Annotated in this window: 23 protein-coding genes; 20 read left to right on the top strand and 3 right to left on the bottom strand. The window is 64.1% G+C overall.

All coding sequences use genetic code 11. The features are described 5' to 3' along the window. The first annotated feature begins 19 nt into the window (after positions 1-19). The 17 genes from FR728_RS16840 to FR728_RS16760 all read left to right on the top strand — a co-directional run bounded on the left by FR728_RS16840 (position 20) and on the right by FR728_RS16760 (position 19,417). Positions 20-1,126, top strand: coding sequence for a PhoH family protein (locus FR728_RS16840; RefSeq protein ID WP_208998886.1), 1,107 nt, complete (start codon positions 20-22; stop codon positions 1,124-1,126). 23 nt (positions 1,127-1,149) lie between these two features. Then, positions 1,150-1,686: an rRNA maturation RNase YbeY gene (ybeY, locus tag FR728_RS16835; RefSeq protein ID WP_149893910.1), complete on the top strand. Its 537-nt coding sequence runs from the start codon at positions 1,150-1,152 to the stop codon at positions 1,684-1,686. A 52-nt stretch (positions 1,687-1,738) separates the two neighbouring features. Next, positions 1,739-2,878 carry a transporter associated domain-containing protein gene (locus tag FR728_RS16830; RefSeq protein ID WP_244304710.1) on the top strand — a complete coding sequence of 380 codons (1,140 nt, stop codon included), beginning with the start codon at positions 1,739-1,741 and terminating at the stop codon, positions 2,876-2,878. A gap of 89 nt (positions 2,879-2,967) precedes the next feature. Further along, entirely contained in the window at positions 2,968-4,587 is a 1,620-nt protein-coding gene (lnt, locus tag FR728_RS16825; protein ID WP_149893909.1) for an apolipoprotein N-acyltransferase, read from the top strand. 196 nt (positions 4,588-4,783) lie between these two features. After that, positions 4,784-5,188: a helix-turn-helix domain-containing protein gene (locus FR728_RS16820; RefSeq protein ID WP_149893908.1), complete on the top strand. Its 405-nt coding sequence runs from the start codon at positions 4,784-4,786 to the stop codon at positions 5,186-5,188. 121 nt (positions 5,189-5,309) lie between these two features. Continuing rightward, the gene (gene metK / locus FR728_RS16815) at positions 5,310-6,482 is read left to right on the top strand and encodes a methionine adenosyltransferase (protein WP_149893907.1); all 1,173 of its coding nucleotides are present in this window, start codon (positions 5,310-5,312) and stop codon (positions 6,480-6,482) included. A gap of 84 nt (positions 6,483-6,566) precedes the next feature. Next, entirely contained in the window at positions 6,567-7,253 is a 687-nt protein-coding gene (gene trmB, locus FR728_RS16810; RefSeq protein WP_149893906.1) for a tRNA (guanine(46)-N(7))-methyltransferase TrmB, read from the top strand. A gap of 306 nt (positions 7,254-7,559) precedes the next feature. Further along, positions 7,560-8,153, top strand: a complete 594-nt coding sequence (gene rimP / locus FR728_RS16805) for a ribosome maturation factor RimP (RefSeq protein ID WP_149893905.1) — start codon at positions 7,560-7,562, stop codon at positions 8,151-8,153. 76 nt (positions 8,154-8,229) lie between these two features. Next, the gene (gene nusA / locus FR728_RS16800; protein WP_149893904.1) at positions 8,230-9,882 is read left to right on the top strand and encodes a transcription termination factor NusA; all 1,653 of its coding nucleotides are present in this window, start codon (positions 8,230-8,232) and stop codon (positions 9,880-9,882) included. Between the two features lie 55 nt (positions 9,883-9,937). Further along, positions 9,938-10,597 carry an RNA-binding protein gene (locus FR728_RS16795; protein WP_280115355.1) on the top strand — a complete coding sequence of 220 codons (660 nt, stop codon included), beginning with the start codon at positions 9,938-9,940 and terminating at the stop codon, positions 10,595-10,597. Between the two features lie 7 nt (positions 10,598-10,604). Then, entirely contained in the window at positions 10,605-13,274 is a 2,670-nt protein-coding gene (gene infB / locus FR728_RS16790) for a translation initiation factor IF-2 (RefSeq protein WP_149893903.1), read from the top strand. A 126-nt stretch (positions 13,275-13,400) separates the two neighbouring features. Beyond that, a complete protein-coding gene (gene rbfA, locus FR728_RS16785) occupies positions 13,401-13,820 on the top strand; it encodes a 30S ribosome-binding factor RbfA (RefSeq protein ID WP_149893902.1) in 420 nt (139 codons plus the stop codon). 172 nt (positions 13,821-13,992) lie between these two features. Further along, a complete protein-coding gene (truB, locus tag FR728_RS16780; protein ID WP_149893901.1) occupies positions 13,993-14,940 on the top strand; it encodes a tRNA pseudouridine(55) synthase TruB in 948 nt (315 codons plus the stop codon). Between the two features lie 224 nt (positions 14,941-15,164). Further along, positions 15,165-15,434 carry a 30S ribosomal protein S15 gene (rpsO, locus tag FR728_RS16775; RefSeq protein WP_149893900.1) on the top strand — a complete coding sequence of 90 codons (270 nt, stop codon included), beginning with the start codon at positions 15,165-15,167 and terminating at the stop codon, positions 15,432-15,434. Between the two features lie 242 nt (positions 15,435-15,676). Beyond that, positions 15,677-17,800, top strand: coding sequence for a polyribonucleotide nucleotidyltransferase (gene pnp, locus FR728_RS16770; protein ID WP_149893899.1), 2,124 nt, complete (start codon positions 15,677-15,679; stop codon positions 17,798-17,800). Positions 17,801-17,959: 159 nt separating this feature from the next. Continuing rightward, on the top strand, positions 17,960-18,772 hold the full coding sequence (gene dapB / locus FR728_RS16765) for a 4-hydroxy-tetrahydrodipicolinate reductase (RefSeq protein WP_149893898.1): 813 nt from the start codon (positions 17,960-17,962) through the stop codon (positions 18,770-18,772). Positions 18,773-18,796: 24 nt separating this feature from the next. After that, positions 18,797-19,417 (top strand): 2,3-bisphosphoglycerate-dependent phosphoglycerate mutase, encoded by a 621-nt coding sequence (locus FR728_RS16760; protein WP_149893897.1) that lies wholly within the window; start codon positions 18,797-18,799, stop codon positions 19,415-19,417. A 343-nt stretch (positions 19,418-19,760) separates the two neighbouring features. On the opposite strand, the gene FR728_RS16755 is transcribed toward FR728_RS16760, so the two are convergent. The 3 genes from FR728_RS16755 to FR728_RS16745 form a co-directional block, all read right to left on the bottom strand. After that, positions 19,761-20,762 carry an adenosine kinase gene (locus FR728_RS16755; protein WP_149893896.1) on the bottom strand — a complete coding sequence of 334 codons (1,002 nt, stop codon included), beginning with the start codon at positions 20,760-20,762 and terminating at the stop codon, positions 19,761-19,763. A gap of 31 nt (positions 20,763-20,793) precedes the next feature. Then, positions 20,794-21,684 (bottom strand): prephenate dehydratase, encoded by an 891-nt coding sequence (locus FR728_RS16750; protein ID WP_149893895.1) that lies wholly within the window; start codon positions 21,682-21,684, stop codon positions 20,794-20,796. 63 nt (positions 21,685-21,747) lie between these two features. Then, on the bottom strand, positions 21,748-22,488 hold the full coding sequence (locus FR728_RS16745; RefSeq protein WP_377176244.1) for a 3-deoxy-manno-octulosonate cytidylyltransferase: 741 nt from the start codon (positions 22,486-22,488) through the stop codon (positions 21,748-21,750). Between the two features lie 198 nt (positions 22,489-22,686). Between FR728_RS16745 and FR728_RS16740 the strand changes: the two genes are divergently transcribed. From FR728_RS16740 to FR728_RS16730, 3 genes are all read left to right on the top strand, one after another. Continuing rightward, on the top strand, positions 22,687-23,256 hold the full coding sequence (locus FR728_RS16740) for a c-type cytochrome (RefSeq protein ID WP_149893893.1): 570 nt from the start codon (positions 22,687-22,689) through the stop codon (positions 23,254-23,256). 337 nt (positions 23,257-23,593) lie between these two features. Next, positions 23,594-24,880 carry a diguanylate cyclase gene (locus FR728_RS16735; RefSeq protein ID WP_244304713.1) on the top strand — a complete coding sequence of 429 codons (1,287 nt, stop codon included), beginning with the start codon at positions 23,594-23,596 and terminating at the stop codon, positions 24,878-24,880. A 277-nt stretch (positions 24,881-25,157) separates the two neighbouring features. After that, positions 25,158-26,633 (top strand): GGDEF domain-containing protein, encoded by a 1,476-nt coding sequence (locus FR728_RS16730; protein WP_149893891.1) that lies wholly within the window; start codon positions 25,158-25,160, stop codon positions 26,631-26,633. Positions 26,634-26,665 lie beyond the last annotated feature (32 nt).

Raw genomic sequence — 26,665 nt, 5'->3', positions numbered from 1 at the left:
TCCATCGAGGAGGCGGCATTTGACGCGTGAGCCCCAAGCTGCGGCATCTGACCTGACGCATATCGTACTTGCGTTTGAAGACAACAGGCTGATCGGCGATCTGTTCGGTCAATTCGACCAGAACCTCGCGCTCATCGAACAGAAACTCGGCATCGACGCCATCGCCCGCGGAAATCAGGTGACCCTCAAGGGGTCCGCCGCAGGCTGCTCCCAGGCGCGTGCCGCATTGGAAGCCCTTTATCAGCGTCTCCAGCAGGGGCACGAGATCCATCCGGGCGACGTGGATGGCGCGCTGCGCATGGCGGCTTCCGCCGAGGCGCAGCTGACGCTGCCGACCCTGGAGCCGCGCTCGCGCCTTGCTTTCGCGCAGATCTCCACCCGCCGCAAGACCGTGGTCGCCCGCACCGCCACTCAGGATGCCTACATCCGGGCGATGGACCGGGCCGACCTGATCTTCGGCACCGGACCTGCCGGCACCGGCAAGACCTATCTGGCGGTTGCCTATGCCGCCGCCCTCATCGAGCGCGGCGATGTCAGCCGCCTGATCCTGTCCCGTCCGGCGGTGGAAGCCGGCGAACGCCTCGGCTTCCTGCCCGGCGACATGAAGGAAAAGGTCGATCCCTACCTGCGTCCGCTCTATGACGCGCTCTACGACATGATGCCGCCGGAAAAGGTCGAACGCGGCCTGGCCTCGGGCATGATCGAGGTGGCGCCGCTTGCCTTCATGCGCGGCCGCACCCTGTCCGATGCGGTGGTCCTGCTCGACGAGGCGCAGAACACCACCTCCATGCAGATGAAGATGTTCCTCACCCGTCTGGGCGAGGGCTCGAAGATGATCGTCACCGGCGACCCCAGCCAGGTCGACCTTCCCGTGGGCCAGACGTCCGGCCTGCGCGAGGCTCTCGGACTGCTCGACGGGGTCGAGGGCGTGGCGACCGTCCGCTTCACCGAAACCGACGTGGTGCGTCATGAGCTTGTCGCGCGCATCGTGACCGCTTATGACAACGCGTCGCGCGAAGCCTCTCAGGCGCGCGAACGCCGCTTTGCGGACCGGATGGAGCGAAACGAGCGCACCCGGCGGCCGGCTTCGAACCTGGAGCAGGCCCTGGAACCGGAAGACAGCTGAGAGCGCATTGGAAAGACGAGACCATGACTGCGCCTGAACCGGCAGGATCTGCGGATCTGCCGGAGGATTTCGCCATAGACATCACCCTCTCCGTGGAAGGGTGGCCCGAGGAGGACGCCCTGCGCGCGCTCTGCACCACGGCGCTGGGCGCAGCCTTTCGCGAAGCGGCCCTGGAGGCCGTCGACGGATCGGAGGTCTCGCTCGTCTTCACCGATGACGCGGCGATCCGCGAGCTGAACCGTGACTGGCGCGAGAAGGACAAGCCGACCAACGTGCTGTCCTTCCCCGGCAGTGATCCGGACGGCGAGCTCTATGGCCCGCTTCTCGGCGACATTGTTTTCGCCCTTGAGACGGTGCAGCGGGAAGCGGACGAGATGGAGATTGAATTCTCCGCTCACCTCACCCATCTGGTGGTTCACGGAATTCTTCACCTTTTCGACTATGATCATCAGGATGATGAAGAAGCCGAACTGATGGAAGGCTTGGAGCGGCGCATTCTTGCCTCCCTGGGAATTGCCGACCCTTATGCCGACCGGCCGCTTGAGGCGGATCCGGAGTGAAGGTCTTCAGGCCCTTGTTTGATCTAGAAAGTCTGTTTGTAGAACGATGATGATGATGGTTTCCGAAAGCGGGCGAAGCGAGGCAGCGGCCTCCGGTGGCGCTCCGGCCGCGAAGTCGCAGGACGAAGATCCGCAACCGAGTAGGCCGCGGCAGAAGGGTGCGCTGATCCAGCGCTTCAAGGCCCTCCTGTTCCCGCGGCATGCCACGGCCTCCCTCCGGGAGAACCTCCAGAACGAGCTCGCCCGCGAAAGCGACGGCGACACGGTCTTTTCCGCCGAGGAGCGCATGCTGCTTGGCAACATCCTGCGCCTGCGGGAGCTGCGCGTGGATGACGTGATGATCCCGCGCGCCGATATCGATGCGGTCGAGGCCAGCACCACCCTCGGGCGGCTCATGGAGCTGTTCCAGGAATCCGGGCACTCCCGCATGCCGGTCTATGTCGAGACCCTCGACGATCCGCGCGGCATGGTCCACATCAAGGATCTCATGGCCTATATCGCCGAGCATGGCGAGCGTTCCTGTCGGCCGATGGTCAATGGTGCCGCCGAATTGCCGGAGGCCGAGACCATGGCCGAAGCCGGTGACAACTCCCAGGAAATGGATCTTTCCGGCGTCGATCTGACCCGGTCCCTCAAGGACGTGGGTCTCATCCGCCAGCTTCTTTTTGTTCCCCCGTCCATGCCGGCCACGGATCTGATGGCCAAGATGCAGGCGGACCGGATCCAGATGGCGCTGGTCATTGACGAATACGGCGGCACCGACGGTCTGATCTCCCTTGAAGATCTGGTCGAGACGGTAGTGGGCGACATCGAAGACGAGCACGACGAGGACGAGGAAGCCATGATGCAGCCCGTCTCCGACGGCATCTGGGTTGCCGATCCGCGTCTGCCGCTCGAGGAGCTCGGCAAGGGACTGGGCACGGATCTTTCCGGATCCGAGGCCAGCGAGGACGTCGATACGCTCGGCGGGTTGCTCTATGTCTCCATCGGCCGGGTGCCGGTGCGCGGCGAGCTGCTGCATGTGCCCGATGTGCCCGGCTTCGAGTTCGAGATCCTTGACGCCGACCCGCGGCGCATCAAGCGCCTGCGCATCCGTCGTCGTCGGCCCGAGGTCCGCGTCGCCGATCAGCGTCGCCGCGCCAAGCGCCCGGAAGGCAGCCCGGCTGCCGAGGAGACCGCGCCGGAAGCCTGAGCGCCTTGCGCAAGGGAAACGCAGCTTGACCGGGGGGAGGCGGCTTGTCACCCTCCGTTTCAGGCCGAATCGCACGGGATTTCCGTCACATGAGTGGACCTTTCGCCGCCTTGAGCGCGGTGCCGAACGCCTGTCTTCTTGCTTGGGGGGGGCGCCGTCGGCTCTATGCGGTTGTGGCGGGCGTGGTCGCGGCCCTGTCGCTGCCGCCGGTGGATCTGTCGGTCCTCCTGCTGCTGGCCATTCCCGGCCTGGTCTGGCTTCTGGACGGCGCCCTGAGTGACAGCGATCTCACACGGCGCCAGCGGATGCTTCGTGGCTTTTCCGTCGGCTGGTTCTTCGGCTTCGGCTATTTCCTGGCAGGGCTCTGGTGGGTCGGATCGGCCTTTCTCGTCGATGGCGACCGCTATGCCTGGCTGATGCCTTTCGCCGTGACCGCCATGCCCGTCGGGCTGGCCCTGTTCCATGGCGCGGCTCTGGCTCTCGCGGCGCTTTTCTGGACGCCGGGCGGAAGCCGCATTCTCGTTCTGGCGATCACGCTCTCCCTGTCGGACTGGCTGCGCGGCCACGTGCTGACGGGCTTTCCCTGGAACAGCTTCGGCTATGGGGTCGCGGGCAGTCTCGAACTCTCCCAGACCGCCAGCCTTGTCGGTCTTTACGGGTTGGGGCTGCTGGTCCTGCTGATCGCTGCTGCCCCGGCCCTGTTGACGGGCGAGCTCAAGACGCGCTGGCGCGGCTTCGGCGCGGCGACCCTGCTTCTCGTCGCAATGGGCGTCTTCGGCCTCTGGCGCCTGCATGCTGTCGAGGAGCCGGGCCTCTCCGACCTCGACGTGCGCATCGTCCAGCCGGCCATTCCGCAGGACGAGAAATGGGTGCCTGAAAACCGCGACCGCGTCTTTTCCTCCTATCTGGACCTGTCGTCACGGCCTCTGGGCGAGGGCGCGCGCGTGGGGGCCGAGCGCCTGATCATTTGGCCCGAGAGCGCGGTGCCCTTTCTGCTGACCCGCACGCCGACCGCGCTGGTGGCCATCTCCGCGCTGCTGCACGGGGAGAACCAGCTGGCAACCGGCGCCATCCGGCTGGAGCAGGGCGAGACCCCGGAGGCCTCGCGCTATTACAACAGCCTCTATCTCTTCGATCCCGACGGAGAGATCAGCGGAGCCTACGACAAGCTCCACCTCGTGCCCTTCGGCGAGTATCTTCCCCTGTCGGAGATCTTCGAGGCCCTCGGCATTTCCCGGCTGGTGCAGGGACCGGGCGTCTTCGAGCCCGGCTTCGCGCGCATGCCGCTGACCCTGCGTTCGGGCAAGACCCTTCTGCCGCTGATCTGCTACGAGGCCATCTTCCCCAATGAGCTTGCGATGGAAGGTGGACGCCCGGATCTGATCCTTAACGTGACCAATGATGCGTGGTTCGGGCACACGGCCGGCCCCTATCAGCATCTTGCCCAGGCGCGCCTTCGGGCCATCGAGCAAGGCTTGCCGCTTGTGCGGGCGGCCAACACTGGCATCTCGGCGGTTGTGGACGCAAAGGGACGTTTCGTTACGCGGCTTGAACTGGGAGAGCGCGCGGTTGCAGACGCAGCAGTCCCCAAGGCTTTGCAGGGTACAGTTTACACGCGTCTAGGTAGTATCATTTACGCGATCCTACTGATTCTTCTTGCAATATTGGCATCTTACTACCGTTACAACCCGTACTCGCGTAAAAATTGATCTTTCGCCTTGGGTTTGTCTATTTCACATGCTACAACCGATTTGCCGCTGTGGATAGCGTCTGCACAGCGAACGGGCAGGAGCAGATGGGGCGGCTCCAGTCCGACCGGTGATGTGAGGCACTCTGGTCGGGCGCTTGTTCGCGAAAGGCCAACCAATCGCGCAAAGCGAGAAGACAAAGAAAGATCAGTGTCCGATGCCCAGTAAGAAGGCTCCCAATCCCATTGATATCCATGTCGGCAGCCGCGTTCGCCTGCGCCGCATGATGCTTGGCATGTCCCAGGAAAAGCTCGGTGAAAGCCTCGGCATCACCTTCCAGCAGATCCAGAAATACGAGAAGGGCACGAACCGCGTCGGTGCGAGCCGTCTCCAGCATATCGCAACCATCCTCAAGGTTCCGGTCGCCTTCTTCTTCGAGGATGCACCCGGCACGCCCGATGAAGTCGATGGTTTTGCGGAGATGCAGCCCACGTCCTATGTGGTCGACTTCCTGTCGTCTTCCGAAGGGCTCTCGCTCAACAAGGCCTTTGTGCGCATTGAGGACCCGAAGGTCCGCCGCCGCGTGGTCGATCTGGTGCGCGCGCTCGCCGGCGACGAATGAGATACGGTATGACCGAGCGGTAATCGGTTGACGTGTCATAAAACTTCTTAGATTGATGTGGCAGGAGCGGCGAGGAACTTCGCCGCTCCTGCCTTGTTTTTTCCCAGAAGGACGATAGCCAATGGCCCGTCAGGACTACCTCTTCACGTCGGAGTCCGTCTCCGAAGGTCACCCGGACAAGGTATGCGATCGCATTTCCGATGCCGTGGTGGACGCCTATCTCTCCCGCATGCCCGAAGCCCGTGTGGCCTGTGAAACCCTCGCGACGACCAATCGCGTGGTGATCGCCGGTGAAACCCGCGGCCCGGCAGAGATCACCAAGGACTACATCGCCCATCTCGCCCGCATGGCCATCAAGGACATCGGCTACGAGCAGGACGGATTCCATTGGGAAACCTGCGACATCTCGGTGCATCTCCATGCCCAGTCCGCGCACATCGCCCAGGGCGTTGATGCGGCCGACAACAAGGACGAGGGTGCGGGCGATCAGGGCATCATGTTCGGGTATGCCTGCCGTGAGACCGAAGAGCTCATGCCGGCGCCGATCCTCTATTCGCACAAGATCCTGAAGCGCCTGGCCGAGGTCCGCAAGTCGGGCCAGGAGCCGGTGCTCGGCCCCGATGCCAAGAGCCAGGTGACCGTGCGCTACGCCGGTGGCAAGCCGGTGGGCGTCACCTCCATCGTTCTCTCCACCCAGCATCTGGACGCCAGCCTGACGTCCGCCGACGTGCGCGCCATTGTTGAGCCCTACATCCGCGAGAGCCTGCCCGAGGGCTGGATCGACGCCGGAACCGTCTGGCACGTCAATCCGACCGGGGCCTTCGTCATCGGTGGTCCGGACGGTGATGCCGGCCTGACCGGCCGCAAGATCATCGTCGACACCTATGGCGGGGCTGCCCCCCATGGCGGCGGCGCCTTCTCCGGCAAGGATCCCACCAAGGTGGACCGGTCCGCAGCCTATGCCGCCCGCTACCTGGCCAAGAACGTGGTCGCTGCCGAGCTGGCCGAGCGCTGCACCATCCAGCTCTCCTACGCCATCGGCGTGGCCGATCCGCTGTCGGTCTATGTGGACCTGCACGGCACCGGCCAGTGCGATGAGGCGAAGCTGGAAAAGGGCCTGCGCGATGTCATGGGCCTCAGCCCGCGCGGCATTCGCCAGCATCTGCAGCTGAACAACCCGATCTACGAACGCACCTCCGCCTATGGCCACTTCGGCCGGACGCCGGATGCGGACGGCGGCTTCTCCTGGGAGAAGACGGATCTGGTTGACGCACTGCGGTCGATTGCGGGATAAGGCCCGCCAACCGGACCCAACCCAGAATGAAGAGTGACGCCGGCCCGGACATCCCGTTGGCCGGCGTTGCCGTTTGAGAAGATCATGACCGACCGTTACGAAGGCTCCTTCTTCGGCCGCCGCAAGGGCAAGCCCCTCAGCCCGCGCCGCACCGACCTGATGGAAAACCTCCTGCCGCGCCTGGCGCTGGACCTGAGCCAACCCGCACCCGCCGACCTGCGCGACCTGTTCGATGCGCCCGTCGAGACCGTGTGCCTGGAAGTCGGCTTCGGCGGCGGCGAGCATCTGCTGCACCGGGCCCGCGAGAACCCGACCGTCGGCTATATCGGGATCGAACCCTTCGTGGGCTCCATGGCCAAGGTGGTCGCCGCCCTGGAGGAAGAGGGGCTGGGCAACGTGCGTCTTTATGATGACGACGCGGTCAACGTGCTCGACTGGCTGCCCGAAGCCAGCCTCGACATGGCCTATCAGCTATACCCGGATCCCTGGCCGAAGAAGCGCCACTGGAAGCGCCGCTTCATCAACGAGCAGAACCTTGAGCGTTATGCCCGCGCCGTGAAGCCGGGAGCGGAATTCCGCTTTGCCAGCGACATCGACACCTACGTGGACTGGACCCTGCGCCACATCCGCGATCACGGCGGCTTCCGCTGGACCGCGACGCGCGCGGCCGACTGGAAGAGCCCCTGGGCCAACTGGCCCGGCACCCGCTATGAGGGCAAGGCCCTGCGCGAGGGCCGCGTTCCCCGCTATCTGACGTTCCTGCGGGTCTGAGCCGCTCGGGTCGACCGGCATCGCTCACCGGTGGCGGTGCCTGGCCGAAAATGGGCTGGGGCCACGGGGGGAGCCGGGTGGAATGGCCCGGGTGACGGGGCGGTTCTTGCGCCCTCCGCGGCGATGAATTGCCCTTGGCCCTTGCCATGGACCCGTCTTTGCCTGTATACAGCCCGTGTTTCATCTCAAACGGCTGGTTGGCGGTATGAGGGTGGGCCCGGAAGGGACCCGCTCTTTTTTGCTTCGCCCCTTCGGCGAATGAGGTGGATCCGGACAGCATCGAGGCTGTCAGCAAGGAGTTTGAGCGTGAGCCAACACGAAGCACGCATTGTTGTCGAACAGGGGCTTGAAGCCCGCATTGCCGCCATTGTCGAGCCGGTCATCGAAGATCTGGGCTACCGACTGGTGCGCATCAAGGTCAGCGCGGCCAACGGGTGCACGCTGCAGATCATGGCCGAACGGCCGGACGGCACCATGACCGTCGAGGATTGCGAAACCATCAGCCGCGGCGTGTCGCCGGCGCTGGACGTGGATGATCCGATCACCCGTGCCTACCACCTGGAAGTGTCCTCTCCGGGCATCGACCGGCCGCTGGTGCGTGCAGGCGATTTTGATCGCTGGTCCGGCCACGTGCTGAAGGTCGAGATGGATGTCATGCAGGAAGGCCGCAAGCGCTTCCGCGGCATCCTGCTGGGCGTGAAGGACAATGCGGCGCTGGTGCGCCTGCAGGACGTTCGCGAGGGAGATGAGGACACGGTGGCCCTGCCGCTTGCCGATATCGGCGAAGCCAAGCTGGTGCTGACCGACGATCTCATCACCGCCGCCCTTCAGGCGGAAAAGGCTGCCCTGGCAGCCCGCGAAGATGACGACATGGATGACGGGGACAACAAGCCCAACTGAGCGGAAACAAGCTCGGGCTTTTGACGACAACGCGCAGCCAGCCAATGAGACGTGCTGCGCGAGAGGAGTGGATTGAATGGCTATCAGCGCGAACCGGCTGGAACTGCTTCAGATCGCTGACGCGGTTGCTCGGGAAAAGTCGATCGACCGCAACATCGTGATCGCCGCCATGGAGGATGCGATCCAGAAGGCCGCCCGGTCCCGTTATGGTACCGAGACGGAAGTGCGCGCCGAGATCAACGCCAAGACCGGCGAGATCCGTTTGCAGCGCCTTCTTCAGGTGGTCGAGCAGGTGGAGAACATCTCCACCGAGATCTCCCTGGAAGATGCGCAGGCGCGCAATCCGGAAGCCAACTACGGCGACTTCATCGCCGAGCCCCTGCCGCCGCTGGACTTCGGCCGTATCGCCGCCCAGTCCGCCAAGCAGGTCATCGTGCAGAAGGTTCGTGAAGCCGAGCGCGACCGCCAGTTCGACGAGTTCAAGGATCGTGTCGGCGAAGTCATCAACGGTGTGGTCAAGCGCGCCGAATATGGCAACGTCATCGTCGATCTCGGCCGTGGCGAAGGCATTGTCCGTCGCGACGAGCTGATCCCGCGTGAACTCTTCCGCACCGGCGACCGCATCCGCGCCTATATCTATGACGTGCGTCGCGAACAGCGCGGCCCGCAGATCTTCCTGTCGCGTACTCATCCGCAGTTCATGGCCAAGCTCTTTGCCCAGGAAGTGCCGGAAATCTATGATGGCGTGATCGAGATCCGTGCCGTTGCCCGTGACCCGGGCTCGCGCGCCAAGATCGCCGTGATCTCCAAGGACAGCTCGATCGATCCGGTCGGCGCCTGCGTCGGTATGCGCGGCTCCCGCGTTCAGGCCGTTGTCGGCGAACTGCAGGGCGAGAAGATCGACATCATCCCCTTCAACGAGGATCCGGCAACCTTCATCGTCAACGCGCTGCAGCCGGCCGAAGTGGCCAAGGTGGTGCTTGACGAAGACGCCGAGCGCATCGAAGTGGTGGTTCCCGACGAGCAGCTGTCGCTGGCCATCGGCCGTCGCGGTCAGAACGTGCGTCTGGCCTCCCAGCTGACCGGCTGGGCCATCGACATCATGACCGAGCAGGAAGAAAGCGACCGCCGTCAGAAGGAATTCGTCGAGCGTTCCAACCTGTTCATGGAATCCCTCAACGTCGACGAGATGGTCGGCCAGCTGCTGGCCACCGAAGGCTTTGCCTCCGTCGAGGAAGTGGCCTATGTGGACCTCGAGGAAATCGCCGACATCGAAGGCTTCGACGAGGAAACCGCAGAAGAGATCCAGGCCCGTGCCCGCGACTTCCTGGAAGAACAGGAAGCCAAGCTGGACGAAGAGCGCCGCGAACTCGGCGTCGCCGACGAGCTGAAGTCGATTGACGGCCTGACCACCGCCATGCTTGTTGCCCTCGGCAAGGACGGCATCAAGTCCGTCGAGGACCTGGCCGGTTGCGCCGCCGACGATCTGATCGGCTGGACCGAGCGCAAGGACGGCGAAGTCAAGCGCTTCGAAGGCGCCCTGACGGGCTACGAACTGTCTCGCGCCGATGCGGAAGCAATGGTCATGGCCGCGCGCGTTGCCGCCGGCTGGATCGATGCCTCCGAACTGGAAGCCGAGGAAGAACTGGAAGAAGACCTCGAGGACGAGGCTGGTGATGACGCGGGCGAAGACGCCGGCGAAACCACTGGCGTGATCCTCAACGGTTGATGACAGGGCCCGCGCCGTCCCCGACGGCCGGCGCGGACCACCCATGCTGGAGTAGATGCAGGTGCCCAGGAAGAACGAGCCGACCGAACGGCAATGTGCCGTATCCCGGACGGTCTATCCCGTGGATCGCCTGCTGCGCTTCGTGCTCGGTCCGGACGATCAGGTCGTCCCGGATCTGAAGCGCAGCCTCCCGGGGCGCGGCGTATGGCTTCTGGCCGCCCGCTCCGTGGTCGAGACTGCGGAAAAGGACCGGCGTAAGGTGTTTGGCCGGGGCTTCAAGGGCGAGGCGCGGGTCGAACCGGGCCTGGCCGATCAGGTTGATCGCCTCATGGAAACGGCGGCCTTGGGCGCCCTGTCCATGGTGCGCAAGGCGGGGGAGCTGACGACCGGCTTCTCCAAGGTCGAGGCAGCGCTGCGGCGCGACCCGGTCGTCGGACTGATCCACGCGGCAGACGCCGCCGAGGATGGCATTCGCAAGCTGTCGGCCGTGGCCGCGGCTCGCACTGAGACTGCAAACGGGCTGCAAATCGTCCGTTTGTTCGATTCGACTCAATTGGATTTGGCATTGGGTCGTTCAAATGTGATACATGCTGCACTGCTGGCGGGGCCGGCGAGCAGAAACTTCCTATCGCGTGTAAGCGAACTGGAAGCATTTCGCTCCAACTCCGCCCTTGAAATGACAGGCAACGCAGACGGTGCAGTTGCGCAGGACTGAAGGCAATATGAGCGATACAAAAAATCCAGGCGACAAGACGATCAGTGTTGAGCGAAAGACGCTCGGCCTCAAGCGGGGCGGCGGTGGCGACCAGGGAACGGTGCGCCAGTCCTTCTCGCATGGCCGGTCGAAGGCTGTCGTCGTGGAGAAGAAGAAGCGCCGTGTTGTGGTGCCGGGCCAGGAGCCCAAGCCGGAGCAGCCGCCGCTTCAGACCCAGCGGCTGGACAAGCCGTCCGAGGTCGCTCCGCGCAAGCCGCAGCCCGATGCAGCGCGCCGTCAGGCCCAGCAGCGCGGCAAGGGCGGCAACGTCCTTCGCACCCTGACCAAGGAAGAAGCCGCAGCGCGTGCAATCGCGCTGAAGGCCGCCCAGGAACGGGAAGTCGTCGAGCGCAAGCAGCGCGAGGAAGAGGAAAAGCGTCAGGCTGAACTGGCGAAGATCCGCGCCGCCGAAGAGGCAGAGCGTCTCCAGCGCGAAGAAGCAGAACGCAAGGTCCGCGAAGCCGAAGAAGCCAAGCGCGCCGCCGAGGAAGCTGCGCGGCCGAAGCCGGCTGTCGAGGCCGCTCCGGCGGTTGCTCCGGCTGCTGAAGCCGATGCTGGCGAAACTGCCGCTGCCGCTGCTGCCCGCAAGGCCAATCCGAAGCAGGTCGCGGCCCGCGTCGGCAAGGAACAGGCTCAGGCCCGTGCCGGCGAGACCGAGGAAGAAGAACGTGCCAAGGCCGGTCTTCGCACGGTCAAGCGTCCGAAGGCCGCTCCGGCCCCGGCTCGCCCCCGCACCACCGAAGAGAGCCGTCGCCGCTCCAAGCTGACGATCTCCGCCGCAACCGGTGGTGACGAGCAGCGTGCCCGGTCTCTGGCCTCCATGCGCCGTCGTCAGGAAAAGGCGAAGCGTGGCCAGCAGCAGGTCGTCCGCGAGAAGATTTCCCGTGAAGTCATCCTGCCGGAAGCCATCACCATCCAGGAACTGGCAAACCGCATGGCGGAACGTGCCGTCGACGTGATCAAGCTTCTCATGAAGCAGGGTCAGATGATGAAGATCAACGACGTCATCGATGCCGACACCGCCGAGCTGATTGCCTCCGAACTGGGTCACACCGTCAAGCGCGTCTCCGAAGCCGACGTGGAAGAAGGCCTGTTCTCCGAAGCCGATGCTCCGGAAACCCTGCTGCCGCGTCCGCCGGTCGTCACCATCATGGGTCACGTCGACCACGGCAAGACCTCGCTGCTGGATGCGATCCGCAATGCCAAGGTTGTCTCCGGCGAAGCCGGTGGCATCACCCAGCATATCGGCGCCTATCAGGTCGAGCAGAACGGCAACAAGATCACCTTCATCGATACCCCGGGTCACGCGGCCTTCAGCCAGATGCGTGCCCGTGGGGCCAAGTCGACGGATATCGTGGTCCTGGTCGTGGCCGCCGATGACGGCGTCAAGCCGCAGACCAAGGAAGCGATTGCCCACGCCAAGGCAGCCGACGTGCCGATCATTGTTGCCATCAACAAGATGGACAAGCCCTCGGCCGACCCGAACCGCGTCCGCACCGAACTGCTGAACGACTCCATCGTGGTCGAAGGCATGGGCGGCGACGTGATCGACGTCGAAGTCTCCGCCAAGGCCGGCACGAACCTCGACAAGCTGCTGGAAATGATCCTGCTGCAGGCCGAAGTTCTCGAGCTCAAGGCCAACCCGAACCGTACCGCCGAAGGCATCGTGGTCGAAGCCCAGCTGGATCGCGGCCGTGGCCCGGTTGCCACCGTCCTGGTCCAGAAGGGCACCCTGAAGCCGGGCGACATCGTCGTCGCCGGGGCCGAATGGGGCCGTGTCCGCGCCATGCTCGACGAGGATGGAAAGCAGGTCCAGTCCGCCGATCCGTCCAAGCCGGTCGAGATCCTCGGCTTCCAGGGCACCCCTGCTGCCGGTGACATGGTCGCCGTGGTCGAGAACGAAGCCCGCGCCCGTGAGATCGTTGACTACCGTCAGCGCCAGATCCGCGAGAAGGCCTCCGTGGTTGCCTCCGGCGCCCGTGGCTCGCTCGAGCAGATGATGAACCGTCTGCAGGAGAAGGGCCGGAAGGAATTCCCGCTGGTCCTCAAGGCCGACGTGCAGGGTTCTGCGGAAGCCATCGTGCATGCCCTCAACGAACTGGGCACCGACGAAGTCAGCGCCCGCATCCTGATGTCCGGCGTCGGCGGGATCACCGAGAGCGACATCACGCTCGCGGCGGCTTCCAAGGCTCCGATCATCGGCTTCAACGTCCGTGCCAACAAGCAGGCCCGCGAAGCGGCTCAGCGCGAAGGCATCGAACTGCGCTACTACAACATCATCTACGATCTGGTGGATGACGTTAAGGCAGCCATGTCCGGCCTGCTCTCGCCAGAACTGCGCGAGACCTTCCTCGGCAATGCGGAGATCCGCGAGATCTTCAACATCACCAAGGTGGGCAAGGTCGCCGGCTGTCTGGTTACCGAAGGCGTGGTGGAACGCGGTGCCAACGTGCGCCTCATCCGCGACGATGTTGTCATCCACGAAGGTCAGCTGGGCACGCTCAAGCGCTTCAAGGACGAGGTCAAGTCCGTCGAATCCGGTCAGGAGTGCGGCATGAACTTCGTCAACTACCAGGACATGCGTCCGGGCGACATCATCGAGTGCTTCCGGGTCGAGAAGATCGCCCGCACGCTCTGACGAGCACACTCGCACGACGAAACACGCCCGCCGGCGCCGCTCCCTGGGGGAGGGGCGCCGGCGGCTTGCATTTGCGCATGGCGCCGCATCCGGCCGGCCACCGCAGACGACAGGACCGAAGACCACATGGCACGTACTCCAGGACAGGGCGCCAAGGCGCCGTCGCAGCGCCAGCTCCGCGTGGGCGAGCTCGTCCGCAAGGAACTTTCCGATATCCTGACCCGTGGCGGGCTCAATGACCCCGACCTCGACGGGATCATCGTCACCATTCCCGAAGTCCGCATGACCCCGGATCTCAAGCTCGCGACCTGCTTCGTCATGCCGCTGGGCGGGGGCGACGGCGACAAGGTGGTCAAGGCACTGACCCGCTGCGCGAAGTTCCTGCGCGGCTCGGTGTCCCGGCGCATCACCATGAAATACATGCCCGACCTGCGCTTCATTCTCGACACCCGCTTCGACGACGCCTCCCGCATCGATCAGCTGCTCCACTCCTCCGGCGTGGCGCGCGATCTGGATGCGGATGACGAGACCGGCGACGAGGAGTGATGCTGGCGTGCTGCACGCGGCGCGTCATCCCTGCGCAGGCAGGGATCCAGTAAACAGGAACGCTGGCGATCAGGCACGCAGGCCGGGGTTACTGGATCCCGGTCTTGCCGCTTTGGCGCCAAACCGGGATGACGATCGAAGGTCCCCGGGTTGAACACCACCGGACAGATCCATGGCGAAACGGCAACAACAGAAGAAGCGTCCCCGCAACACCATCAATGGATGGCTCGTGCTCGACAAGCCCTACGGCATCACCTCCAACGATGCCCTTGGCAAGATCAAGCGGATCCTGTCCCCGGCGAAGGTCGGCCACGCGGGCACGCTCGATCCGCGTGCCTCCGGCTGCCTGCCGCTGGCGTTCGGTGAAGCGACCAAGACCGTCTCCCTCGTCATGGACGGGCGCAAGATCTACCGTTTCGAGGTGACCTGGGGCACCCAGACATCCACGGACGATACGGAAGGCGAGGTGATCGCAACCTCCGATGTGCGCCCGGACGAGACAGCGATCCGCGAGATCCTCGGCGAGTTCGTCGGCACCATCATGCAGGTTCCGCCGATCTTCTCCGCCATCAAGGTGGACGGCGAGCGCGCCTATGACCTTGCCCGTGACGGCGAGGAAGTGGAGCTGGAGGCCCGCCCCATCGACGTGCATCGTCTCGATCTCGTGGCCTGCCCGTCGCCCGACAAGGCGGTGTTCGAGGCCGAATGCGGCAAGGGTACCTATGTGCGCGCGCTTGCCCGCGACATGGGCCAGCGTCTGGGAACCTGCGGTCACGTGACCGAGCTGCGCCGTCTTCTTGTCGGCCCGTTCGGCGAGGAGGACATGGTCACCCTCGAAGAGCTTCAGGAAGCCGTCGAGGAACTGGAAGAGGGTGCGGGCGTCGAGGCTCTGGTCGAGGAATTCATCCTGCCGGTCCGCGAGGCCCTGGAACATGTCCGCGAACTGCCCGTCAGCCTGGACGATGCCGGCAAGATCCGCCAGGGCATGGCGATCCTGCTGCGTGGCCGCGACGCGCCGCTGAACGCCGACGAGGTCTTCGCCTCCCATGCCGGGGTGCCGGTGGCCATCGGTTCCATCGAGAAGGGCCGCTTCCAGCCCGCCCGCGTCTTTAACCTTTGAGACAGGCTGCGCGGGGCCCCTGGCCGGGGCGCCGCGAAAAAGCTGGATCTCCCGGCGGTTTTCCGTCATAACACCCGCTCATTGGGCCGGAGATCCGGCCCTTTGCTTTCCCGCAGAACCTTTGCTGGACGACATCTCGGCTCTGGTGACGGGGAAAGAGGCTCAGACGAGCCACAAGAACCGCCGGCTTTCGGGCCGGCTGCATAACTTTGAAAGGACATGCGATGTCGATTACTGCAGAGCGCAAGGCCGCACTGATCAAGGAATACGCCACCAAGGAAGGCGACACCGGTTCTCCGGAAGTCCAGGTGGCCGTTCTGACCGAGCGGATCAACAACCTGACTGGCCACTTCAAGTCTCACGACAAGGACAACCACTCCCGTCGTGGCCTGCTGAAGATGGTTGCTCAGCGCCGTTCCCAGCTGGACTACCTCAAGTCCAAGAGCGAAGAGCGCTACCAGACCCTGATCCAGCGCCTCGGCATTCGTCGCTAAGACCGGATCTTCTGAACGCGGTGGGTGGATTTGCCCGCCGCGTTTTACTATTAGAGAACACGTGACTGGTCATGGGGCAGGATTGCCGGCCACTCTCGATGTGAAACGGATCTCCGGATCCCTCGAGAGTTGCCCGTCGTCTTGCCCGTGGCTCGTCGCTCCGGCAACCGGCCCATACGGGGCCGACCGGACCTGATCCCGGAACCGTTCGTGGTCCCGGGACCAAGCTGTAAGGACAGACAATGTTTGATATCCATCGTGTGGAAGTCGAGTGGGGCGGTCGTCCTCTCGTCCTCGAAACGGGCAAGGTTGCCCGTCAGGCTGACGGCGCCGTCATGGCGACCTACGGCGAAACCAAGGTTCTCGCCACCGTCGTCTCCGCGAAGTCGCCGAAGCCGGGCCAGGACTTCTTCCCGCTGACCGTCAACTACCAGGAAAAGGCTTTCGCAGCCGGCAAGATCCCGGGTGGCTACTTCAAGCGTGAAGGCCGTCCGAGCGAGCACGAGACCCTCACGTCTCGCCTGATCGACCGTCCGATCCGTCCGCTCTTCGCCGACGGCTACAAGAACGACACCCAGGTGATCGTCACGGTCCTGTCCCACGACATGGAAAACGCTCCGGACGTCCTGGCCATGGTTGCGGCTTCCGCTGCCCTGACCATCTCCGGCGTTCCGTTCATGGGCCCGATCGGCGGCGCCCGCGTCGGTTACATCAACGGCGAATACGTGCTGAACCCGGCCGTTGACGACATGGCCGAGTCCGCTCTGGACCTGATCGTGGCCGGTACCACCGAAGCCGTTCTGATGGTGGAATCCGAAGCCAAGGAACTGGACGAAGACACGATGCTCGGCGCCGTGATGTTCGGTCACCGTGGCTTCCAGCCGGTCATCGATGCCATCATCAAGCTGGCCGAGACCGCTGCCAAGGAACCGCGCGAGCTGAACCTGCCGGATCACTCCGCTCTCTTTGCCAAGGTCAAGGAAATCGCAGGCGAAGACCTGAAGGCGGCCTACAAGATCACCGCCAAGACCGAGCGCAAGAACGCTGTCGACGCCGCCAAGGCGAAGGTCGTCGAGGCCCTGATCACCAACGCAGCCGAAGGCACCGCGCCGGAAGGCACCGTTCTGGGCGAGCAGTTCAAGAAGCTCGAAGCCGAGATCGTTCGCGGCGGCATCCTGGACACCGGTTTGCGCATCGACGGCCGTGACCTGTCCACCGTGCGTCAGATCACCTCGGAAGTCGGCATCCTGCCGCGCGCCCATGGCTCGTCCCTGTTCACCCGTGGTGAAACCCAGGGCCTCGTGGTTGCCACCCTCGGTACCGGCGAAGACGAGCAGTTCGTGGATGCGCTGGAAGGCACCTACAAGTCCCATTTCATGCTGCACTACAACTTCCCGCCCTACTCGGTCGGTGAAACGGGCCGCATGGGCTCCCCCGGGCGCCGCGAAATCGGTCACGGCAAGCTGGCATGGCGCGCCATCAACCCGATGCTGCCGGCCAAGCACGACTTCCCCTACACCCTGCGTGTTGTCTCCGAGATCACCGAATCCAACGGTTCGTCCTCCATGGCAACCGTCTGCGGCACCTCGCTCGCCCTCATGGACGCCGGCGTTCCGCTGAAGGCTCCGGTGGCCGGCATCGCCATGGGTCTGATCAAGGAAGGCGATCGCTTCGCCGTCCTGTCCGACATCCTGGGTGATGAAGATCACCTCGGCGACATGGACTTCAAGGTGGCCGGTTCCGCCAATGGCGTGACCTCGCTGCAGATGGACATCAAGATCGACGGCATCACCGAAGAGATCATGAAGGTCGCCCTGGCTCAGGCGCGTGACGGCCGTATCCACATCCTCGGCGAAATGGCCAACGCGATCACCGAAGCTCGCTCCGAGCTGGGTGAACACGCACCGCGCATCGAAGTGATGAAGATCCCGGTCGACAAGATCCGTGAAGTCATCGGTTCCGGCGGCAAGGTCATCCGCGAGATCGTGGAAAAGACCGGCGCCAAGGTGAACATCGAGGACGACGGCACCGTCAAGATCGCCTCTTCCGACGGCAAGGCCATCAAGGCCGCCGTCAACTGGATCAACTCCATTGCCGCCGAGCCGGAAGTGGGCGTGATCTACGAAGGCACCGTCGTGAAGTGCGTCGATTTCGGCGCCTTCGTGAACTTCTTCGGCGCCAAGGACGGTCTGGTCCACATCTCCCAGCTCGCTCCCAAGAAGGTGGCCAAGGTCACCGACGTGGTGAATGAAGGCGACAAGGTCTGGGTCAAGCTGATGGGCTTCGACGAGCGTGGCAAGGTTCGCCTGTCCATGAAGGTCGTCGACCAGGAAACCGGCAAGGAAATCGAGAAGACCGAGGAGTAATCCCGGTTCTCGGCATCTGAACGGATTAAAGGGCGGAGACACATGTCTCCGCCCTTTTCTTTTGGGCGCAAGCCGGTGTAATCCGTTTGTCCGAAAGGGGTTGCGTCGTTGCGCGATCCGGGGATGATCAGGCAACCCTCAAGCGACATGGGATTGGGTATGAGCGATATGCGCCTTGTGGTCGTTGGCGCGGCCGGCCGGATGGGACGGGCCCTTGTGCGGGCCGTGACGGAAACCCCGGGGGCCGTTCTGGTCGCCGCAGTGGAGCGGGACGGCAGCGATTCCCTCGACCGGGACGCGGGGGAGCTGGCCGGCGTCGGGCCGCTCGGCGTCGCGATCACGGCTGATGCCGCAGCCGCCTTCGGCAAGGGCGAGGCCGTTCTGGATTTCACCGCACCTCAGGCGTCTCTCCAGTTTGCCGCCCTCGCGGCCCGTGCGGGCATCGCCCATATCATCGGCACCACCGGCTGGGCCGCCGGTGAGGACGCGCCCCTGCACGAGGCGGCAAGGTCCGTGGCGCTCGTCAAGTCCGGCAACATGAGCCTCGGCGTCAATCTTCTGGCTGCACTGGTGAAGAAGGCCGCAAGGGCGCTGGACGAGGACTTCGATATCGAGGTGCTGGAAATGCACCACAAGCACAAGGTGGATGCGCCCTCGGGCACCGCGCTGCTGCTCGGACAGGCGGCGGCCGACGGACGCGACATCGACCTGGAGGCCCGCTCCGTGCGGTCCCGCGATGGCATCACCGGCGCGCGCACCGCGGGCGACATCGGCTTTGCCACCCTGCGCGGCGGCTCGGTGATCGGCGAACACTCCGTGATCTTTGCCGGCGAAGGAGAGCGCATCGAGCTCATCCACCGGGCCGAGGATCGCCAGCTTTTTGCCAAGGGTGCCGTCAAGGCGGCGCTCTGGGCCCGCAAGCAGGGCCCCGGTTTCTACTCCATGGCCGATGTTCTCGGCCTGAATGACTGATTGAATTTGCGAGGAGATACGACCATGGAACGCCTTCTGGTGCTTGTCCGTCACGGTCAGAGCGAATGGAATCTGAAGAACCTCTTCACCGGCTGGAAGGATCCGGACCTGACGGCACAGGGCGTTGCTGAGGCCCAGTCCGCCGGCCGGCAGCTGAAGGACATGAAGCTGACTTTCGACCTCGCCTACACCTCGGCCCTGTCCCGCGCCCAGAAGACCCTTGCCCTGATCCTCGAGGAACTGGGCCAGCAGGATCTGGAGACCATCCGCGACCAGGCGCTCAACGAACGCGACTACGGCGACATCACCGGCATGAACAAGGACGAGGCCCGCGAGAAGTTCGGTGAGGAGCAGGTCCACATCTGGCGCCGCTCCTATGACGTTCCGCCTCCGGGCGGCGAGAGCCTGAAGATGACCGCCGAGCGCGTGCTGCCCTATTATCGCGCCGAGATCCTGCCGCAGGTCCTGGCTGGCAAGCGCACCATCGTCGCCGCTCACGGCAACTCCCTGCGCTCCCTGATCATGGAACTGGAAAAGCTGACCCCGGATGAGATCCTGAAGCGGGAACTCGGCACCGGCACCCCGGTGATCTACCACCTGGACGAAGACGGCAACGTCACCAGCAAGGAAGACCTGGCCGACTGAGGCTTTCAAGGTTCGATCTTCAGAAAGGCGGCACCGCAAGGCGCCGCCTTTTTTGTGTTTGGGAGGTGCAGCGGGTCGGCGCTCCCGTATCCCTCCCGGTCATCCTCACTTGCTCGGGGATCCACTCGCCGGTCTCCTCGCCCGCACCTTTCAGCCGTCATCCTCGGCCCTGTGCCGAGGATCCAGAACTTCTGAAGGCAACTGCGCGGGGGTACTCGGGTCCTGCATCCCCGCCTGCGCGGGGATGAGGAGAGTGGCGTGTTGGTTCAGCGGAGCAGGGCCCGAGAACGAAAAAAGGCGGCCCGGGGTCCGGACCGCCTTTGCACTCGAGGCTCGGAAGTCCTCAGAACTTGAAACCGGCCTGCGTCGCGGCCTGGCTGAGCGGCCGTTCCGGGCGTGCACCCACATGGGTGATCACGTTGGAGGCGCAGAGGCAGCCGAGTTCGGCACAGGTCGCCAGATCGAGGCCGCGGGCCATGCCGAAGAGGAAACCGGAGGCAAAGAGATCGCCGGCCCCCGTCAGGTCGACCACGTCGGAGACGGCCCGCGCGGGCACTTCCAGCACCTCGTCGCCGGTGATGACCATGGCGCCCTTCTCGCCCAGGGTCAGCGCGGTCAGCGCCCCGCTGCGGGAGGCGGCCATGACGGCGCTGTCCAGATCGGAGGTCTCGTAGAGCGCCTTGATCTCATGCTCGTTGGCGAACATCAGGTCGACCGTGCGGTCGTTCAGCATGCCGATGAACTCGGCGCGGTAGCGATCGACGCAGAAGCTGTCGGACAGGGTGATGCCGACCTTGCGGTCGTTGGCATGGGCGATGCGGGCGGCTTCCAGGAAGGCCTTCTTGGCTTCTTCCGGATCCCACAGATAGCCCTCCATGTACGTCACCGCCGAGGCCGCGACCACATCCGCATCCACGTCGGCCGGGCCGAAGCGGGTGCAGGCGCCCAGATAGGTGTTCATGGTGCGCTCGCCGTCCGGCGTGATCAGGATCATGGAGCGGGCAGTCGGGATCTCGCCGATCAGGCGGGGCGTGTCGAAATGCACGCCGGTGCCCACCATGTCATGGGCGTAGCTGTCGCCCAGCTCGTCATCGGCCACCTTGCCGAAGAAGGCCGGCTTGCCGCCCAGCGAGGCGATGCCGGCCGCCGTGTTGCCGGCGCTGCCGCCGGAAATGCGCACGGTCTGGCCCATCTTGCCATAGAGGCGGACGGCCTCGTCCGTGTCGATCAGGCGCATCGAGCCCTTGATCAGGTTCTCGCGGGAGAGGAAGTCCTCTTCCACATGGGCGAACACGTCGCAGATGGCGTTGCCGATGCAGAGGGCGTCGAAGCGCAGGTCGGTCATGGGGCTCAAGGTCTCTTCGGTCGGAAGGGGGTCAGTTGGAAGCGGCCGGGCGCAGGGCGCGGTTGGCTTCCGGTTCACGGATCTTCTCGCGGAACGGGCTGGCGCAATAGACGCCGAGCATCTTCAGCTCGGCGCAGTAGAACCGCAGCTCCTCGAGCGCCAGCGCAACGCTCGGATCATCGGGATGGCCTTCCACATCCGCATAGAACATGGAGGCGAAGAACTGGCCTTCCAGCTGATAGCTTTCCAGCTTGGTGATGTTCACCCCGTTGGTGGCAAAGCCGCCGAGCGCCTTGTAGAGCGCGGCCGGAACGTTGCGCACCCGGAAGATGAAGGTGGTGATGATCGGCTGGCCGGTGTTGGCGGCCAGGCGGTCTTCCGGCGACAGGATGAGGAAGCGGGTGGTGTTGTGGGCGGCGTCTTCCACGTCGCGCTTCAGGATGTCGAGACCGTAGATGTCGGCGGCAAGTCCCGGCGCCAGCGCTGCAGCACTCAGGTCGCCTGCCTCGGCGACCTGGCGGGCGGAACCTGCCGTGTCGGCGCCCACGATGGCCTTCAGCCCCAGGTCGCGGATGATGTTGCGGCACTGCCCGAGCGCCATCACGTGGCTCTGCACGCTCTTCAGGCCTTCGAGGGTCGCCCCCTTCGGTGCCATCAGCTGGAAGCGGATCGGCAGGAAATACTCGCCGATGATGTGCAGGCTGGAACGCGGCAGCAGATAGTGGATGTCGGCCACCCGGCCGGCGACGGAGTTCTCGACCGGGATCATGCCCAGGTCCGCCTCGCCGTTTTCCATGGCGGTGAAGCAGTCTTCAAAGGTCGCGCAGGGAATGGCCTCGTAGTCCGGATAGACATTCTGGCAGGCCATGTGGGAATTGGCCCCGATTTCGCCCTGGAAGACGATCTTCTTTCTGTCGCTCATCACTTGTGTCCTGTGGCCCGGTTCCGGGCTGTCCTGTCCTTGTGGGTCTGGTCCGGCGCGGTCTCAGGCCTTGGCAAAGGCCGCGCGCACCCGTTCCAGGTCTTCCGGCGTGTTCACATCCATCGGTGCACTGTCGACCACCTCCACGTCAATGCGCATTCCCGCCTCCAGCGCCCGCAGCTGCTCCAGCTTCTCGCGCAGTTCCAGCGGAGAGGGCGGAAGGGACACGAAGCGCTCCAGCGCATCGCGGCGATAGGCGTAGACGCCGATGTGCTGGTAGAGCGGCCCGTCGCCCGAGGGCGCGGTGGCGCGGGTGAAGTAGAGCGCGCGGTGGCGCCGGCCTCCGAGCGGGCTCGCGACGGTCTTCACGAAGCTCGGATCGTCCCGGAAGCGCGGGTCGCGGATCTCCGTCATGATGGTGCCGATGGCCACGTCCGGATCTTGGAGCGGCGCAAAGGCAGCGCGGGCGGCCTCCGGCTCGATCAGCGGCACATCCCCCTGAAGATTGAGCACCACGTCATGGGCGCGGTTCGGGTCCAGCAGGTTGGCGGCTTCGTGGATCCGGTCCGAACCGGACGCATGGTCGGGAGAGGTCATCACCACTTCCGCCCCATGCGCGCGTGCAGCGGCGGCGATCTCCTCGTGGTCGCAGGCAATCGCCACGCGGCCCAGTTCGGCGGCCATGGCTTGTTCCCACACGCGCACGATCATCGGCTTGCCGCAGATGTCGGCGAGCGGCTTGCGCGGAAGGCGTGTGGCGGCCATGCGGGCCGGAATGAGAACAAGCGGCGAAATCAACGGCATCTCCTGAAAGAATAGCCTTCGACCGGCCGCGTGAATGCGGCCGATTGTCATAGGCCTCGTCCTTTTATACCTATGGACAGAGAGGTCAAAAAATTTGTAGGGTCCGGCAACTATCTAAAAAGCTTGGCGGGTCCGGATGCGCATTGAGTCGGGCCTGAACGCGCATGAGCTTGAGGCCGGAGAGAGGAGCCGGGAAGTATGGATTCCTTCACGCTGAACAAGGCCGCGGGGGCGGTTCTGATGGTTCTGATCCTGACGATGGGTGTCGGCATCGTGTCCGACATCATCTTCGAAACGGAAGAGCCGGAAACGCCTGGTTACGCGATTGCCGTTGCCACCGAAGAGGGCGGTGCAGGGGCAGAGACCGCAGAAGCGGCCACCGAGGAGCCCATTGCCGTTCGTCTGGCCTCCGCATCGGCTGCCGATGGCGAGAAGGTCGCGAAGAAATGCGCCGCCTGCCACGACTTCAGCCAGGGTGGCGCCAACAAGGTTGGTCCGGCACTCTGGGGCGTCGTCGGTCGCAAGCCGGCCTCCCATGAGGGCTTCGCCTATTCCGCCGGCATGGTCGCCTTTGGCGAGCAGAACCCGGAGTGGAGCTTCGACCATCTGGACGCCTTCATCCTGAAGCCGAAGGACCATGTGCCGGGAACGAGCATGGGTTTTGCGGGCTTGAAGAAGCCTGAAGAACGCGCCGATCTGATCGCCTATCTGCGCGAACAGGCTGACAGTCCGGTGCCGCTTCCGGAAGCCACTGCGACCGCTCAGTAAAATCACCAAGGGTATTGTTGCGTAAGCCTTTTTCGCAACAATTGAGACGCAGAAAGACCACGCTTTTAACGGGCGTGGTCTTTTGTATTTTACCAATGTTAAGACCTTTGCACCAACAATGGACGCTACGTAATCGCCTGTTCGAGGTACAGACGAGGGGAGCGCCATGACCCGGCTCCAGAACTGGTATTCCAAACATCCCGTCCGCGGCCCTGCAATCATTGCGTCTTTGATCGCAGCTGTGTTGTCGCTCGGGTTGACGTTGCATGTCGCCAGTCTGGTGTCGGGAAGTCTTGTCGCTCAGCAGCGGCAGAGCGTCCTTGGCCAATTGTCCCAGATGAAGGCGCGCCTCGAAGGCCGCCTGCTCGAGGCGGTCGCATTGGGGGAAGGGTTTCGCAGCTACATCAGCCGCCATCCGGAGTTGTCGCAGGAAGACTTCGAGTTTCTTGGCGCCAATCTGGTGGAAGACAATCCGAACATCCGCTCCCTCGGCGTCGCGCCCGACAATGTCATCAGGTTCGTCTATCCGGCGAACGAGGTGAACAGCCGCGCCATCGGCCTCGACTATCGCAAGGTGGAAGCCCAGTGGCCGGATATCGAACGGGCCATGACCCAGCGCTCGACGGTTGTCTCCGGGCCGATCAATCTGGTGCAGGGCGGTCGCGGCCTTCTGGTCCGCATCCCCATCTACACCCCGCATGAGGGACGCCGCGAGATTGGCCAGTGGCCTTATTGGGGCGTGGCGACGCTCGTGCTCGACATTGAGCGGATCCTCAAGTCGGCGGATCTGATCAATCTTCCGTCGGGGCTGGAGATCGAGTTGGCCCGCGATGCGAGCGGCGGGATCTCCGCGGAGAATGCTCACATTGCAGGCACGGTGCTGGATGCCGCAGAGGGTCTCGTCACCCTGTCGATCGATGTCCCCGGTGGTTCCGGCTGGATCCTCAAGGCGCGCACCCAAGGTGGCTGGAAGACAACCGGCGCCGCCGTGTTCTGGGTTGGCGGGATCGGTCTCCTCCTGTCGGGCCTGATCGCGGGTCTGGTCTTCCTCGTGATTTACGAACTGCAGAAGGTCCGCAGTCTCGCCCTGAACGACCCGCTCACCGGACTGCCCAATCGGCGCCAGATCGAAAGCCGCATGCAGGGACTGGTCGAGGGATCCCGCAAGTCCAGTCAGGCCTTCGACATCTTCTTTGTCGATCTCGACGGGTTCAAGGCCGTGAATGACACTCATGGCCACGAGGTCGGCGATGAATTGCTCATGGAAGTGGGGCAGCGCCTGCGCCGGCTGACCCGGAATGACGACATGGTCGCTCGCATCGGCGGCGACGAATTCATCGTCCTTGTGGTCGGCTCCCTCAAGGCCGCCGACCGGGAAGCCTTCCGCAAGCGTATCGAGGGAGCTCTGCATGACCGGGTGGACCTGTCTTCCGTCGAACTCGACATGAAGGCCAGCGTGGGGACCGCAAGCTATCCGGAAGATGCACGCACCATCATCGAGTTGCGCCGGACCGCAGACGCGCGCATGTATCACGAGAAATCCCGCAAGCGGTCTTCCAGCACCAATGCGCGCACGCCTCTTGCCGCACTGGAAACGAAGGAACAGCGCAAGATCAATGCGTGAGGGCGTTCACCGCTCCCGTCGAGAACCCCGTTCAGGACCGAGGCCGCCTCTGTGGGCGGCCTTGTCTGTTTGTGGGGTGAATATAGATATTTCATGGTTATAATTGACAATATTATCGTTGCAACTTGCATATATTAGCTCTTGCAGTCTGATTTATTCCGATAATATAGATTTAAGCAAATTACGATCTAATCCTTACTGTTGATTTTTGCAGTGATTTGGAGGAGAGATCTTGCGGCAGGTATTTCGCCTTTTTCCGGGTCGAACAAGCAGTGGAGTGGTTCCCGCGTCCCTGGCCGCAACTCTTTGCCTGATCTGCGGGCTCTGGGTGACCAGCTACGTGGGGTCATTGGTGGATTCCTCTGACAGTGCACGGGCTCGCAACACCCTTCAGCGGCAGGTTCTCGAGGCAGAGGCACGCCTTCAGGGGCGGGTGCGCGAGATCATGTCCCTTGGACAGGGGCTGGAGGCCTATCTCGCGGTCGATCCGGAGATCGACCGTGCGCGGTTCGAGACTTTCACCGAGCGGCTGCTGCAGGGGCATGACGAGATCCTGTCCCTTCACCTGTCGCGCGGTGCAAGGGTCGCATTCAGCTATCCACGCGGGGCCGAGCCCTTCGTCCTCGGAGAGAATCTGGACGCCAATCCGGACATGTATGTCACCCTTGAGGCTGCGCGGGAAAGCAGTCGCAGCTTCCTTTCGGATGCCCGCGAGTTGCGGTCCGGCGATCGGGGCATCATGGTCGAGGTTCCGATCCATCTGCCGCTGGGCCAGTCTGTGGCCGCGCGCCGTGACCGGGTGGAGGGCACATCGGTCTTCTGGGGTCTTGCCAGCTTCCTTGTCGACGAGAGCCAGCTCTTCCAGACCCTTCAGCTTTCCGTGGAGCCCGACACCCATGTTCTTCGGGTCGAGCGGGCAGACACCCCGCCGCGGCCGCTCGAAGAGGACTTTCCCGGCGACATGAAACTGGCCACCGAGGTGGCGCGGATCTCCGTCAGTCTGCCGACTCTCGCTCCGTGGGACATTGTCATGTACCGCTTGCGCCCGGATGCGGGTCAGATCCCCGTCGGCGCGATGATGGCGCACTTCTTCGGAATTGCCGCAACGCTTCTTATCTCCGTGCTGAGCTTCTTCCTTGTTCATGAGGTCTTCCAGGTCAGGGGGCTGGCCCTGCACGACACCCTGACCGGGCTGGCCAATCGCCGGCTGCTGGAAGAGCGCATCAACCAGCTGAGCCGCATGGTCGAGCGGGAGGGGCGCGGCTATGACCTGTTCTATCTGGATCTCGACGGGTTCAAGCCCATCAACGACACCTACGGACATGAGATCGGCGACCTGGTGCTGCGCGAAGTCGCCCGGCGCCTCTCCGTGGAGATCCGGAATTCCGATACGGCGGCGCGCATCGGCGGCGACGAATTCGTGATCCTCACCTGCAACCGCATGGAGGACGAGGCCCGGCTCATGTTCGTCGAACGTCTGCGCAGTGCGATCCGCGCCCCTATCGCAGCGGGAGCCGGAAGCCTCTCTGTCGATGTGTCGATCGGCATGTCGCGCTATCCGGAGGATGGGCTGACGGCCCAGGAGATCCTGCGCTCCGCCGACCAGGCCATGTATCTGCGCAAGGGCGAAAAGTCCCGTCCGCGCCCCAAGCCGACATCACCGACATCGCGCGGCAGAGGCGGGTCGACCCTCTCCGCCACGGCCCTTCAGCCGGTCAAGGTCGGCGTTCCCAGCGAAAAGCCTTCATGTTAAATTTCCGTCATCTAGCCTTGGGCGGGCTGGCG

Source organism: Roseibium aestuarii (assembly GCF_008477545.1).
GTDB lineage: Bacteria > Pseudomonadota > Alphaproteobacteria > Rhizobiales > Stappiaceae > Roseibium > Roseibium aestuarii.
Note: the sequence above shows the minus strand (reverse complement) of the source record. Positions and strands in the feature narration are given on the sequence as shown.